Consider the following 14,051-nt stretch of genomic DNA (forward strand, 5'->3'; position numbering starts at 1 on the left):
GAAACCATGAAATACGCATTAGGCTCGGTGCTGTACTACTGGCCGAAAACCGAGATTGAGGAGTTCTACCGGCAGGCGGTGAACAGCAGCGCGGAGATTATTTACCTCGGCGAGAGCGTCTGCACCAAGCGGCGCGAAATGAAGGTGGGCGACTGGCTGACGTTGGCGCAGGAGATCGCCCGCAGCGGCAAACAGGTGGTGATTTCCACTCTGGCGTTGCTGCAAGCGCCGTCGGAACTGAACGAACTGAAACGCTATGTGGAGAATGGCGAGTTTCTGATCGAAGCCAACGATCTGGGCACGGTGAACATGGCGGCGGAACGCGGCCTGCCGTTCGTCGCCGGGCATGCGTTGAATTGCTACAACGCCTATACCCTGCGCCTGCTGCACCGCCAGGGCATGGTCCGCTGGTGCATGCCGGTCGAGCTGTCGCGCGACTGGCTGGCCAATCTGCTGGCGCAGTGCAACGAGTTGGGTTTCCGCCATCAGTTCGAAGTGGAAGTCTTGAGTTATGGCCACCTGCCGCTGGCCTATTCGGCACGCTGCTTCACCGCCCGCTCGGAGAACCGTGGCAAGGACGAGTGCGAAACCTGCTGCATCCACTACCCGCAGGGGCGGATGATGCGTTCACAGGAGGAACAGCAGGTGTTTGTGCTCAACGGCATCCAGACGATGAGCGGCTACTGCTATAACCTCGGCAATGAGTTGCAAAGCATGCAGGGGCTGGTGGATATCGTACGCCTTTCGCCGCAGAGCGCAGAAACGTTGACGCTGATCGACAGCTTCCGCGCCAACGAACAGGGTACGCAACCGCTGGCTTTGGTCGATAAAGCCGACTGTAACGGTTACTGGCGCCGGGTAGCGGGGTTGGAGCTGGTGCAGTAGCGGGATAACTCAAAGGGATGCCGGTAACTTCTCCGCTGCCGGCATCTTATTTGTTCACGTTAAATCGCATTACTTTCCGTTGTACCAATGATAAAAACTCACGCACATCAGGCAAAAACTTCTGACGCCCAACCCCATAAAAACAGCGATAACCGCATTCGCTACATGTTCTCTTGGGGAACCAGCAATTAATACCGGGTGATAAAGCAACTGCATGGTTATCATCAGCCCGATAAAAGTAGCAAAACACTTGGCGAACTTACCTGCCCCCATAATCATTACCTATTTTTAAAACTTAAAAAGTAATATAAATGAGCGATTACCGATGAAACTTACTATTGATATTACTAGCATTACCCGTAAAAAATAGCCTTTTCCGTTCCTCTCCCTTCCCTTTCGTTCACCATGATAATGGTAATCACTGCCAGGCAACAAACCGTTTTATCGGTAATGGAGAAGCAAATCAATTAATAATTAAAATAAAAAATAATAATAACTATTCGAATGAATAAAAAATTTAAATCATATAACTAATATATAATCGTTAATCGATTAATTAAATAAGTCTGTTAATAAAAAATAAAGGCGCCACATGCGGCGCCTTGCTCAATCAGGACTCCCGTCGCTTACGAAACAGGCTGCGCAGCGCCACGCTGTTACGCATGAAGCCTACGCCAAAGCCCAGCAGGGTATAAATGATCCCCAGCACCAACAGCATCACTACGTCGCCCCACACTTCATTCAGCGACAGCCCCATCTGGTTAACGCCGGCAACCGCCTTGGTGGCCCAGGTGGAGGGGATGCAGTAAGAGATTGCCCGCACCCAGCCCGGCATCGCCTGCAACGGCCAGATGGTGCCCGACAGGTAGAATATCGGCGTGGTGATAAACGCCAGCGTCAGGTAGATCATCTCGACGCTGCGCAGGCACTCGGTCACCAGCTTGCCCAACCCCAGCACCGCCAGCAGGAACGGGAAGGTCAGCAGCAGGATTTCCGGGATGCCCGCCGTCTGGCGGTAACCCAACACCCAGGGCCACAACACGAACAGCACGATCGACAGGAACAGCCAAATAGGCAGCAGCGCCGTCAGCCCGCCCAGATGCGCCGCAAACGGCGCTTTGCCGCCGGGCAGGTTCTTCATGGCGATGCTGACGCGGATGCAGGCGATCAACAGCGAATGCTGTAACAACATCACCAACAGGCCGGGAAAGATGATAGCCGCAAAGCTGATGCCGGGGTTGAACACGTCCAGCGTCTGACCCAGTATCGGCGTCATGATCACCTGCGCCTGGCGTTCGCTGAAACCGCTGCGCAGCAGCAGCCCGTTGTTGTAGTCGCCCAGCAACTGCTGATAGGCCGCCACCACGTCCTGCTGGATCTGGCCGTTGGCCAGGCGGTTGGTGGCGTCGCCGTACACCGGCACCACGATATTCTGCCCGCTGAGGATCTTCTTCTCCAGATCCACCGGCATGATGATCACCGCGAACAGCTTGCGCCAGCCGAGATCGCGCTGCGCCTGCTCCAGGCTGTCGTAGGTTTCAATGGCGATCTTGGAGGTGGCGTCCAACTGGCGGATCAGCTGGCGGCTGGCGGTACTGTGATCCTGATCGACCACCCCCACCGGCAGATCCCATACCGTGCGGTTGGCGTACACCATGCTCATGATGCACAACGACAGGATCAGCATCAGCCACATCGGCCGCTCCAGCATGCCGAGCAGCACCCGAACGAAGGTTTGCCAATAAAGCTTCATCCCGCGCCCCCTTCTTTCAGCAGCCGCACCAGCAGCCGTTTACGCACCAACAGCGCCGTCACCAGCGGATAAATCGATAACAGCGCGCACACGCTGAAGATGGCGCTGGCCGGCACCTGCCGCAGAAACACGTCGAACATCGCGTACAGCGCATGAGTCAGCGGCTCTATATTGGAGATGATGCGCGCCGGCAACGGCATCGACAGCTCCGGCACCGCCATGCCGGAAAAGGTCAGCGCGATACTCACCAGGATCCCGATCAGGCTGTAGGCGGTAATAATACTGCCGGTAAAGGTGAACAACAGCAGGCCGATGCTCTGCGCCGCCATCACATAGAAGAAGCCAATCAGCAGCATAAACAGTGGGTTGCCGCTGACTCTGGCATCGAAAATGCCTACCAGCGCAGCGATCTCCACCATCAGCAGGCTGGTAAAACACAGGGTATAGGGTGCCAGCTTGCCGAGCAGCGCCAGGCTGAAGGGTCTGGCCTTCAGCAGCGACTTGCTGCGCGCCAGCACGTAGATCATGCAGGTCACCACGAACAGCTGCAGCAGATGGATAGTGGCGCCAAACTGTTGGTAATAGATATAGCTGCCGCTGGCGTTGAACAGGCTGCCGTAGGACAGCGTGACGTCCGCCAGCGGCGGCAGCGTTTTGCCCATCTCGCCGGCGATGATGCTGCGGTAGCTGGCGTTGATTTCGTTCATCAGGCCGCTGAAGTCCTGGGTGGAATACAGCCCGGCGCCGTAAAACAGCGCGTTGTAATACATCACCACGCTCGGCTGCTTGCCCGCCAGCGCGTTGGCTTCGAAATCCGGCGGCACGTAGAGCAGCGCGTAATCCTGTGCGCTGCGCAGGCGATGCAGCGACTCCGGCAACCCGCCGGAGTAAGCCTCGACGTGGGCGTGCGAACCGGCGTCCAGGCGGCGCGTCAGCGATTTGGAAAGCGGGCTGTGATCGCTGTCCACCACCGACACCGGCAGATCGAGCAGCGTACCTTCGGAAAAGTTGCTGCTGATCAGCCCGAACAATATCAGCGGAAAGATCCAGCTCAGCCAGTGCACCACCGGGCTGCGGAAGGCGGTGCGGCACTCGTTGTCAAACGCGTGACTGAAGCAGCGCCAACCGGCCCTTACTCTTTCCATTGCCATAAGCTGCTCATCCCTGGACGCAGGCCGTCCACCGGCTGTGACGGATACAGACGCACCTCGAAGGTTTTCAGATCGAAATCACCGGTGGCGCGGGTGGCGCGTTTGGTGGCGTAGTCCCCCAGCGGCGCGATGTAGCGCACCTCGGTGTCGATCATTTTGTCTTTCAACGCCGGCACCCGCAGCTTGACCTTGTCGCCCTTGCGCACATGCGCCAGGATGTCTTCACGCAGGTTGAACACGAAGTAGGCGTCCGGTACGCGGATCAGCGTCAGCAGCGGGCTGCCGGCGTTCAGCAGTTCGCCCACTTCCGCCGGAATCGGCCCCACTTCGCCATCCACCGGCGCTAAAACTCGCAGATCGTCGGTCTGGGCTTTCACTTCCAGCAGATTCTCTTCCGCCGCGCGCAGCGCCGCCGCATATTGCTGACGCAGCTCGACGCGATCGCCGTTGATGCCTTCGTCCAGGTTGGCCTTGGCCGCCTGCACCTGTTGGAACGCGGTATCGCGCGAACGGCGCGAGCTGTCCAGTTCGGACTTCGAGATATAGCCTTTGCCGGCTACGCTCAGGTTGCGATTGTAATCATTCTGCGCATTGCGGTATTCCGCCTCGGCCTGCGCCAGGCTGGCGCGCAGATTGCGGATGCTCTCTTCACGTGTGCCATGCAGCGACTGATCAAGCTGCGCTTTGGCCTCATCGCGCGTCGCCTGTGCAGAACGCAGCTGCGCCATCAGTTCCGGGCTATCGAGCTGAATCATCGCCTGCCCACCCTTTACGTCGTCGCCGCGCTCCACCAGGCGCTCGATCACCCGCCCCTTGGCCTTGGAGGCCACGATCACCTCCGGAGCGTCAACTTCGCCCTGCAACAGCAGATCCTGATTATGCGCGCGGAACAAGACCGCCAGAGCGATCGCCACCACCATCAACAACAGGGTAAACAGCGTCTTTTTTTTCATTGTGTCGACTCTCGAAACGGTAAGCGGCGGGCGGGTATCGTTATATCCATATCTTAATTAACCCCTAAAAAACCATTATTCTCATGAGGATATCACAAGCACATATATCCTCTTTTATAACTATAAATTGGATTATGCTTTTAACACTAAAAAGCATCTTTTTTTGGCTTTGTAGTTTGCAGACTCCTGCAATCGCCCTTTAAGCGATCAACTCTTTGATGGACGATGTCATGACTGAAAAAACTGCCGTACCGTTTTCGGTACTGGATTTATCCCCAATCCCACAAGGGGCCAAGGCGCGCGACGCCTTCCATTGCTCGCTGAATTTGGCGCAACACGCCGAGAAATGGGGCTACCAGCGCTACTGGCTGGCGGAGCACCACAACATGACCGGCATCGGCAGCGCCGCTACCTCGGTACTGTTGGGCTATCTGGCTTCCGGCACCCAGAGCATTCGACTCGGCTCCGGCGGCGTGATGCTGCCCAACCATGCGCCGCTGGTGATCGCCGAGCAGTTCGGTACCCTGGAATCGCTGTATCCGGGGCGTATCGATCTGGGCCTTGGCCGTGCGCCCGGCACCGATCAGCGCACCATGATGGCGCTGCGCCGCCACCTGTCCGGCGAAGTGGATAACTTCCCGCGTGACGTGCAGGAGCTGCAGCATTATTTCTGCGATGCGCAACCGGGCCAACCGGTGCAGGCAGTACCGGGCCAGGGCTTGCATGTGCCGATCTGGCTGCTGGGTTCGAGTCTGTACAGCGCACAGCTGGCGGCACAGCTCGGTCTGCCGTTCGCCTTCGCTTCCCACTTTGCGCCGGAAATGCTGTTCCAGGCGCTGAAGCTGTATCGCGAGAACTTCAAACCTTCCGAACAATGCACACAGCCGCATGCCATGGTATGCATCAACGTGGTGGCCGCCGACAGCGACGAAGATGCCCGCCGGCTGTTCACCTCTATGCAGCAGCAATTTATTAACCTGCGCCGCGGCTCACCGGGCCCGCTGCCGCCGCCGGTGGACAATATCCACGCGCTGTGGAGCGCCGGAGAGCAATACGGTGTCGATCAGGCGCTGCGCATGTCGATAGTCGGTAATGAAAGCACCGTTCGCCACGGGTTGCAGGCACTGCTGCGTGAAACCGGTGCGGATGAAATCATGGTCAACGGCCAGATCTTCGATCATCAGGCGCGGCTGCATTCGTTTGAGATTGTCGCCGGAGTGAAAGGCGAAGTGGTGAAAGGCTAAACGAAAGGTGGGGGAAATGGCTTCCCCCACCTTTAACCGGGCCGCCAGGCCTGTGTTACCGCTTCCCGTGCCTGCCGGTGGCGATCGGCCCGCAGAAACTGCTGACGGTAAACGCCCGCCCGAAACCTATACACACCGTTGCCGAAATGTTCCACCACCGTGCTGCTCAGCAGCGACGAAATGAAATAAGCTGCCCCCAGCGCGATAAACGCATTGCCTGACTGGAATGAGCCAAGTCCCGTTCCGGACTGCAGCGTCAGCGCCATCACAGACATAAAAACGCTCCAGCAGGAGAAGAACAGGATGGCGATCACCAGCCCGAAGCGCACGCGCAGCAACGCCGGCGGAAGCTCGCAAGTGCATCTATTTGGCGTTCACCCTGAACACTGACGTGCCGGCCAGCTGGAGCGGGATGACGTCATGCCGAAAATGGTGGCGCTGTTCCGCGCGCAACGACCGGATGCGGGTGTACGTGCCGGCAGATGAGCAGAGTGAACGCCGCCTGCATCAGTTGACCGGCGGCGCAGAGTAACCTGGGTGTCAACGTTGGATAAGGTAGCGGATGGTCGGGCCGTCCTGCTGGATATCCAGCACCTTGTAACCGTGATTGCGCGCGTCGAGCGGGATGTTGTTGATCGACTGCGGGCAATCGCTGATCACCTCCAGAATTTCCCCCGGTTTCAGCTGTGGCATCGCTTCCAGCGTCGCCACCGCCGGGTAGGGGCAGGGTTCTCCCAGCATGTCCAGCCGGTAATCCGGCACTATCGCCGCCTGTTTCATGACACTCTCCTTAAATTAACCACCTGCGCGTCCGGTTTGGCACGGAAAAAGCGTTTCTCCCACCACAGCATGGCGGCAAACGCCAACGCCAGCAGCAGGTAAGTGATCAGCAGGCCACCGATCGGCCCGAAGGTATCCAGCAGATTAACCTTGTCGTAATCGGTGGCCAGCGCCGGGGCCAAATCGTCCCAGTAGTAAGCCAGCAGCGTCGCGCCGATGATATTACCCAGCCCGACCCACCAATAATGCACCTGCCCTTCTACCGCACGGTACATCCAGCCGGTCTCGCAGCCGCCGGCCAGTACAATGCCGAAACCGAACAACAGCCCGCCAATCACCGCATTGGGGCCGGCCCACATGATTTTAGGCGCGACACCAAGCTGTACGTAACTGAAAATACCGATGGCGCTGACCGCCATGCCGATAATGATCGCTTTTGCCATATGGGTGCGGCCGGTGATCCACAGATCGCGGAACGCCGAGGTGAAGCAGATCTGTGCGCGTTCAATCAGCAAGCCAAAGCCGATGCCAAACAGCATGGCGATACCCAGCTTCGGTGCATCAAACAGCGTCCAGAGCGACCAGGCGAGCGACAGGCAGAAAATCACCATGCCCAGGCGGAAACGGCGGCGTGCCTGGTCTGGTTTTTGCGTCAGCGGCGCGGCAGCCTGCACTTTTTGCAATTTCACCGGGATACGGAACAGCGGCAACAGGGTAAATTTGGCGCCAAAGTAAGAGCCGGCTGCGGTCGCCAGCGCGAAGAACCAGGCGTGCAACGAGAACTGCGGAATGCCGGTAAAAAACGCCGCCAGGTTACACCCCATTGCCAGCCGCGCGCCGAAGCCGGCGACAATGCCGCCCAACAGTGCCTGCACAACGCGAATGCGATGCTGCGGCCGGCGCAGCTTGATGTTATTGGCCCACAGCGCAGCGGCGATGCAGCCGGCGAACATACCGATGATCATCCGGCCGTCGATACGTTGCAGCGGCGTACCCTCAAGGCCGATAACCTTAAAGTAACCCCATTGCTCAGGGTGCAGACCGAACGCCTGCAACAGGTGGCCGCCCCAGCGGGTAAATTCGCCGGTTACCGCCCAGAAGGTGCCGGTCATGCCAAAGTAGTAAGTCGAGAGTATCCCGGCGGCAATCACTGCCGGCAGTGGCGCCCAAAAGCGCACCAGGTATTGAGATTTAAATTGCTGCCAACTCATGGCATCTCCTGTGCGTAGTATCCATAAGAAAAAACCTTATAAATGATACGCCATTTAACCGCGCTTAACGGCAAATTTCAGGCATAAAAAAACCAGCCCGAAGGCTGGTTTTTCAGAGTGATTAACCGCGAACGGCCAAATCAGACGTTATGCATCGCCGAAACGACGACGTGGTGCAGCCGGAGCGGCATCATCACGGCGCGGTGCGCGTTGGCCGTCACGGTTGAAGTTACCGCCACGACGTTCGCCACCGGCGTTGGCGTTACCGCCTTCGCGACGCTCATTGAAAGAACGACGTGGAGCACCTGCGCCGGCACCTTCACGACGTTCGCCGTTGAACGGACGAGCACCGCCACGACGCTCACCACCGGCACCAGGAGCCCCGCCTTCGCGACGCTCACGACGTTCATGCGGCTGTGCATCGCCCAGCAATTGCATGTTCATCGGCTTGTTCAGGATGCGGGTACGGGTGAAGTGAGACAGGATCTCGCCCGGCATGCCTTTTGGCAGTTCGATGGTGGAATGGCCGGCAAACAGCTTGATGTTACCGATGTAACGGCTGCTGATGTCACCTTCGTTAGCGATCGCGCCAACGATATGACGAACTTCCACACCGTCATCACGGCCCACTTCAATGCGGTACAGCTGCATTTCGCCAACGTCACGACGTTCGCGACGTGGACGCTCAGCACCACCGTCACGGCTGTCTGGACGCGCTTCACGACGACGGTCGTTGCCACGATCGGAGCCACGCTCGTCACGGTCGTTGAACTCACGACGTTGACGCGGTTTGAACACCGGATCCGGTGGCAGAATCAGAGGACGTTCGCCCTGCGCCATTTTCAGCAGTGCTGCGGCCAGGGTTTCCATTTCCAGCTCTTCTTCCGGCTGCAGTTTAGCCAGCAGTGCGCGGTACATGTCCAGATCGCTGCTTTCCAGCTGTTGCTGTACTTTAGCGGCGAACTTGGCCAGACGACGCTCACCCAGCAGCTCTGCATTTGGCAGCTCAACTTCTGGAATGGTCAGCTTCATGGTGCGTTCGATGTTGCGCAGCAGGCGGCGTTCGCGGTTTTCCACGAACAGCAGCGCGCGGCCGGCACGGCCAGCACGGCCGGTACGGCCGATACGGTGAACGTAAGACTCGGAATCCATAGGGATGTCGTAGTTCACAACCAGGCTGATACGCTCAACATCCAGACCACGAGCAGCAACGTCGGTCGCGATCAGGATATCCAGACGGCCGTCTTTCAGACGCTCCAGGGTCTGCTCACGCAGTGCCTGGTTCATGTCACCGTTCAGTGCGGCGCTGCTGTAACCGCTGCGCTCCAGCGCTTCAGCCACTTCCAGGGTCGCGTTTTTGGTACGCACGAAGATGATCGCCGCATCAAAGTCTTCAGCTTCCAGGAAACGCACCAGCGCTTCATTCTTGCGCATGCCTTGTGCAGTCCAGTAGCTCTGGCTGATGTCCGGACGGGTAGTGATACTGGACTGAATGCGCACTTCCTGCGGATCTTTCATAAAGCGACGGGTAATGCGACGGATCGCTTCCGGCATGGTTGCAGAGAACAGCGCGGTCTGATGTTCAGCCGGGATCTCCGCCATGATGGTTTCTACGTCTTCGATAAAGCCCATGCGCAACATTTCGTCGGCTTCATCCAGCACCAGACCGCTCAGGTTAGAGAGGTTCAGCGTGCCGCGTTTCAGGTGGTCCAGCAGGCGGCCTGGGGTACCCACTACGATTTGTGGGCCCTGACGCAAGGCGCGCAGCTGCACGTCGTAACGTTGGCCGCCGTACAGGGCAACAACGTTAACGCCAGTCATGTGTTTAGAGAAATCAGTCATCGCTTCCGCAACCTGAACCGCCAGTTCGCGGGTCGGTGCCAGCACCAGAATCTGTGGTGCCTTCAGGGAAGCGTCAAGGTTGTGCAGCAATGGCAGCGAGAACGCTGCAGTTTTACCGCTACCGGTCTGCGCCATGCCCAGCACATCACGGCCGTTCAACAGGTGAGGAATACACTCAGCCTGGATCGGTGACGGTTTTTCGTAGCCCAGATCGGTCAGGGCAGAAATGATAGGAGCAGACAGCCCCAGGTCAGCAAAAGAGGTTTCAAGCTCAGTAGTCATGTACACGTGCCTCATTAATAATGGCAGCCAGTCTACATAACTCGTCGAGAAAATTTTCAGTCATTTTCATTGAAAAGTGTGAACCGGCTCAAATTAGATTATAAAACGAACAAAGAAGCCCTCGCCCGTTAAGGCGATAACTTTGGCAAAAAACCAATGTATATCAGGCTGATAGTTGTTCGTCAGCTATTGCTGGTCCGATTCCGATAGGTCGTCTTGTTCTTGGCCCAACAGCGCCAATTCCAACAATGCATAGCGGTGCTCAACGAAATTATGAACGTTGTTAGCAACCGTCAGTTTGAACAGCGCCGAAGCGGTGTCCTTGTCCCCCAGACTCAGGTAGTGTTTACCCAAATAGAAGTCAGTTTCACTGAGATGCTCAGCGAGCGAAGTGTTATCCGTTGCCTCTGCCTTGAGCCTTTCCATCAGCGTTTTTTCACTGATGTTGCCCAGGTAGAATTCGACAATATTCCATCCCCATTGCCCTCGGTTCGCTTTGTCATAACGCTGCTGGAGCGCTACGTCAGCCTTCTTGGGATCGATTTCTCTTTCCACAAGATACAGCCACAACGAACGGAAGGGATCGTTTGGGTCGTCTTGATAAAACGCCTGCAGATCATCCTGCGCCAACGGGAAGCGGCCGCCATAATACAGTGCGATGCCCCGGTTTAAACGCGCGTAATTGTAAGTTGGATCAAGCTCTAGTACAGAATCAAACGCTTCATAGGCAGCATCAAAATTGCCTGCCTGCGTTAAGTAAATGCCCAGGTAGTTGAAAACTTCTGGCATATCAGGACGTATCGCCAGCGCTTGCGAGAAATCATTGCGCGCCAGTGCACGTAGCCCGAGGCTATCATACAGCACACCGCGCTCATATAAAAGCTGCGCACGCTCATCGTCCGTCAGTGCCCGGCTGGCAAGTATTTGTTCCATGCGCGCCAGGATCACTTCCTGCTGCAGAGTTGGCTGCAACGGGATCGCCAAAACTTCGTCTTTACGCCAATCATGGTTGCTGCATCCTGCCAGCATGAGTGCTGTCGCAACGTAACACCAGCGCAAGAAAGGCTTCATTTCCCACTCCCGAAGACAAACATTGGATGAACGTCCTGTCATCCGTTTGCTAATACGCAGGCATCCTACCCGCGCGATACGAACAGCTCCCAACCCCATGGCAGGGAGCTGTAAATCTATCTATACAGTTATTCTGCTTCAGGCGCAGGTGCAGATGAATCTGCTTCTGGCGCTGTCGCTTCTTTGATGCTCAGACGCACACGGCCCTGACGGTCAACTTCCAGTACCTTAACCGGTACTTCCTGACCCATCTGCAGATAGTCGGTCACTTTCTCAACGCGCTTGTCAGCGATTTGAGAGATGTGCACCAGACCTTCTTTACCGCCGCCGATCGCCACGAATGCGCCGAAATCAACGATACGGGTAACTTTACCCTGGTAAATACGGCCCACTTCGATCTCTGCGGTGATCTCTTCGATGCGGCGGATAGCGAACTTCGCTTTTTCGCCGTCGGTAGCAGCAATTTTAACCGTACCATCATCTTCGATTTCGATGGTAGTACCGGTCTCTTCAGTCAGCGCACGGATGACAGAGCCGCCTTTACCGATCACGTCTTTGATCTTGTCCGGGTTGATTCGGATTGTGTGGATACGCGGTGCGAACTGAGAGATATCGCCACGCGGGGTGCTGATAGCCTGTTCCATTACGCCCAGGATGTGCAGACGCGCGCCCTTGGCCTGGTTCAGTGCCACCTGCATGATTTCGCGGGTGATGCCTTCAATTTTAATGTCCATCTGCAGCGCGGTAATACCGTCACGGCTACCGGCTACTTTGAAGTCCATGTCGCCCAGATGATCTTCGTCACCCAGAATGTCGGACAGAACGACAAAGTTATCTTGTTCTTTAACCAGGCCCATTGCGATACCCGCAACGGCTGCCTTGATTGGCACGCCTGCGTCCATCAGCGCCAAAGAGGCGCCACAGACAGAAGCCATCGAAGAAGAACCGTTGGATTCGGTGATTTCAGAAACCACGCGCACCGTGTACGGGAAATCTTCCGGTTTAGGCATCATAGCCAATACACCGCGTTTCGCCAGGCGACCGTGACCGATTTCACGACGTTTAGGCGAACCCACCATACCGGTCTCGCCTACGGAGTACGGAGGGAAGTTATAGTGGAACAGGAAGCTGTCGGTCTTCTCGCCCATCAGCTCGTCCAGATTCTGCGCGTCACGGGCGGTGCCCAGCGTTGCGGTAACCAGAGCCTGAGTCTCGCCACGGGTGAACAGTGCGGAACCGTGGGTACGCGGCAACACGCCGGTGCGCACGTCCAGGCCACGGATCATGTCTTTTTCGCGGCCGTCGATACGCGGCTCGCCACGCAGCACGCGGCTACGTACCACGTTTTTCTCAACGCTGCCCAGGATGTCCTGAATTTCAGACGCGTCCAGGGTTTCGTCCTGCGCCAGCAGGGCTTCAACTACGCTGCTCTTGATCGCATCTACCTGAGCGTAACGCTCTTGTTTTTCGGTGATGTGATAAGCGTCGCCCAGACGGCTTTCTGCCAGTTCTGCAACGCGCGCGTGCAGCGCTTCGTTGATTGCAGGTGCCTGCCAGTCCCACTTGGGCTTGCCGGCTTCGGCAACCAGGGAGTTGATGTTTTCGATAACAATCTGCTGTTGCTCGTGGCCAAAGACCACCGCGCCCAGCATCTGATCTTCGCTCAGAACGTCAGCTTCGGATTCAACCATCAGCACTGCGCCGGCGGTACCGGCAACCACCAAGTCCAGGCTGCTTTCTTTCAGCTCGTCGGTAGTTGGGTTCAGCACATACTGATTGTTGATGTAACCCACGCGTGCAGAGCCGATTGGGCCGTTGAACGGAATACCGGACAGGCTCAGGGCAGCAGAGGCGCCGATCATCGCAACGATGTCCGGGTTTACCTGCGGGTTAACGGAAACTACGGTCGCGATCACCTGAACTTCATTCAGGAAGCTGTCCGGGAACAGTGGACGGATCGGACGGTCAATCAGGCGCGAGGTCAGGGTTTCGCCTTCGCTCGGACGGCCTTCACGACGGAAGAAGCTGCCCGGGATACGACCAGCAGCGTAAGTACGCTCCTGATAGTTAACGGTCAGTGGGAAGAAGCTTTGGCCTGGTTTGGCTTTTTTCTGGCCAACTACGGTAACGAATACTGCGGTGTCATCCATGCTCACCATAACGGCGGCGGTGGCCTGACGAGCCATCATACCGGTCTCGATGGTGACGGTATGCTGGCCATACTGGAATTTGCGAATGATCGGTGTCAGCAAAATTATATCCTTGATTAACGGCGCGCAATCGTATTGACGACTCGACACGCCAGTGACTCGATTTGCCTTCTCACTACATCCTCGCGACTAATGACAATCCTTATCTCAAGCCTGAGACAAAGCCTCTCATTAGCCGCGCGAACCTCTGTAACGGAAGAACCTGTTTGGAAACATCAGTAATACATTAACCTGATTTGCTTATGCTTCCTAGAAGAAAGGGGCCAAAATAGGCCCCTTTCCGCTGAAACTTGCTAGATTAGCGACGCAGACCCAGACGCTCGATCAGGCTGGTGTAACGTGCTACATCTTTACGCTTCAGGTAGTCCAGCAGCTTACGACGCTGAGAAACCATACGCAGCAGACCACGACGGCTGTGGTGATCTTTTTTGTGTTCTGAGAAGTGGCCTTGCAGATGGTTGATCTGCGCAGTCAACAGGGCAACCTGAACTTCGGTAGAACCGCTGTCGTTAGTACCACGACCAAAATCAGCTACGATTTGAGCTTTAGCTTCAACACTTAGAGACATTGTCATACTCCAGATTATAGATAATAAATACAGGCGCCGATCTCTAATTCAGCAACCCAATGCATAAGCTGCGCCATTCTACTCTTAGCGCAGTGCGATCG

Annotated in this window: 12 protein-coding genes and 1 pseudogene; 2 read left to right on the forward strand and 11 right to left on the reverse strand. The window is 56.7% G+C overall.

From position 1 onward, the window contains the following. The first annotated feature begins 6 nt into the window (after window positions 1-6). Window positions 7-885, forward strand: coding sequence for a U32 family peptidase (locus QZQ97_RS15540; RefSeq protein WP_311994201.1), 879 nt, complete (start codon window positions 7-9; stop codon window positions 883-885). Between the two features lie 610 nt (window positions 886-1,495). On the opposite strand, the gene QZQ97_RS15545 is transcribed toward QZQ97_RS15540, so the two are convergent. From QZQ97_RS15545 to QZQ97_RS15555, 3 genes are read right to left on the reverse strand one after another with little or no spacing between them, the layout of a single operon-like run. Then, the gene (locus QZQ97_RS15545) at window positions 1,496-2,638 is read right to left on the reverse strand and encodes an ABC transporter permease (RefSeq protein ID WP_311994202.1); all 1,143 of its coding nucleotides are present in this window, start codon (window positions 2,636-2,638) and stop codon (window positions 1,496-1,498) included. Beyond that, entirely contained in the window at window positions 2,635-3,789 is a 1,155-nt protein-coding gene (locus tag QZQ97_RS15550; protein WP_311994203.1) for an ABC transporter permease, read from the reverse strand. Before QZQ97_RS15550 ends, QZQ97_RS15545 begins: the two co-directional genes overlap by 4 nt. Then, window positions 3,771-4,742 carry an HlyD family secretion protein gene (locus QZQ97_RS15555; protein WP_311994204.1) on the reverse strand — a complete coding sequence of 324 codons (972 nt, stop codon included), beginning with the start codon at window positions 4,740-4,742 and terminating at the stop codon, window positions 3,771-3,773. Before QZQ97_RS15555 ends, QZQ97_RS15550 begins: the two co-directional genes overlap by 19 nt. A 230-nt stretch (window positions 4,743-4,972) precedes the next feature. Here QZQ97_RS15555 and QZQ97_RS15560 point away from each other — a divergent pair, with 230 nt between their 5' ends. Then, complete coding sequence (locus tag QZQ97_RS15560) at window positions 4,973-5,986, forward strand: luciferase-like monooxygenase (RefSeq protein ID WP_311994205.1); 1,014 nt, start codon at window positions 4,973-4,975, stop codon at window positions 5,984-5,986. Window positions 5,987-6,126: 140 nt separating this feature from the next. Here the strand turns inward: QZQ97_RS15560 and QZQ97_RS15565 are convergent. From QZQ97_RS15565 to rpsO, 8 genes and pseudogenes are all read right to left on the reverse strand, one after another. Continuing rightward, window positions 6,127-6,336 (reverse strand): annotated as a pseudogene (locus tag QZQ97_RS15565) (MFS transporter); the annotation flags it as partial. A gap of 190 nt (window positions 6,337-6,526) precedes the next feature. Continuing rightward, a complete protein-coding gene (gene yedF / locus QZQ97_RS15570; RefSeq protein WP_004952879.1) occupies window positions 6,527-6,766 on the reverse strand; it encodes a sulfurtransferase-like selenium metabolism protein YedF in 240 nt (79 codons plus the stop codon). Continuing rightward, window positions 6,763-7,977 carry a selenium metabolism membrane protein YedE/FdhT gene (gene yedE / locus QZQ97_RS15575; RefSeq protein ID WP_311994206.1) on the reverse strand — a complete coding sequence of 405 codons (1,215 nt, stop codon included), beginning with the start codon at window positions 7,975-7,977 and terminating at the stop codon, window positions 6,763-6,765. The genes yedF and yedE overlap by 4 nt, the downstream gene beginning before the upstream one ends. Before the next feature lie 147 nt (window positions 7,978-8,124). Then, complete coding sequence (locus tag QZQ97_RS15580; protein WP_065505783.1) at window positions 8,125-10,101, reverse strand: DEAD/DEAH family ATP-dependent RNA helicase; 1,977 nt, start codon at window positions 10,099-10,101, stop codon at window positions 8,125-8,127. After that, on the reverse strand, window positions 10,091-10,171 hold the full coding sequence (gene yrbN / locus QZQ97_RS24555) for a protein YrbN (protein ID WP_096335046.1): 81 nt from the start codon (window positions 10,169-10,171) through the stop codon (window positions 10,091-10,093). Before yrbN ends, QZQ97_RS15580 begins: the two co-directional genes overlap by 11 nt. A 116-nt stretch (window positions 10,172-10,287) precedes the next feature. Then, a complete protein-coding gene (gene nlpI, locus QZQ97_RS15585) occupies window positions 10,288-11,172 on the reverse strand; it encodes a lipoprotein NlpI (protein ID WP_065505782.1) in 885 nt (294 codons plus the stop codon). Window positions 11,173-11,300: 128 nt separating this feature from the next. Then, window positions 11,301-13,424, reverse strand: a complete 2,124-nt coding sequence (gene pnp / locus QZQ97_RS15590) for a polyribonucleotide nucleotidyltransferase (RefSeq protein WP_065505781.1) — start codon at window positions 13,422-13,424, stop codon at window positions 11,301-11,303. 256 nt (window positions 13,425-13,680) lie between these two features. Continuing rightward, window positions 13,681-13,950 carry a 30S ribosomal protein S15 gene (gene rpsO, locus QZQ97_RS15595; RefSeq protein ID WP_004933502.1) on the reverse strand — a complete coding sequence of 90 codons (270 nt, stop codon included), beginning with the start codon at window positions 13,948-13,950 and terminating at the stop codon, window positions 13,681-13,683. Window positions 13,951-14,051 lie beyond the last annotated feature (101 nt).

Origin of the sequence: Serratia sp. root2 (assembly GCF_031931805.1) — a bacterium.
Lineage (GTDB): Bacteria > Pseudomonadota > Gammaproteobacteria > Enterobacterales > Enterobacteriaceae > Serratia > Serratia inhibens.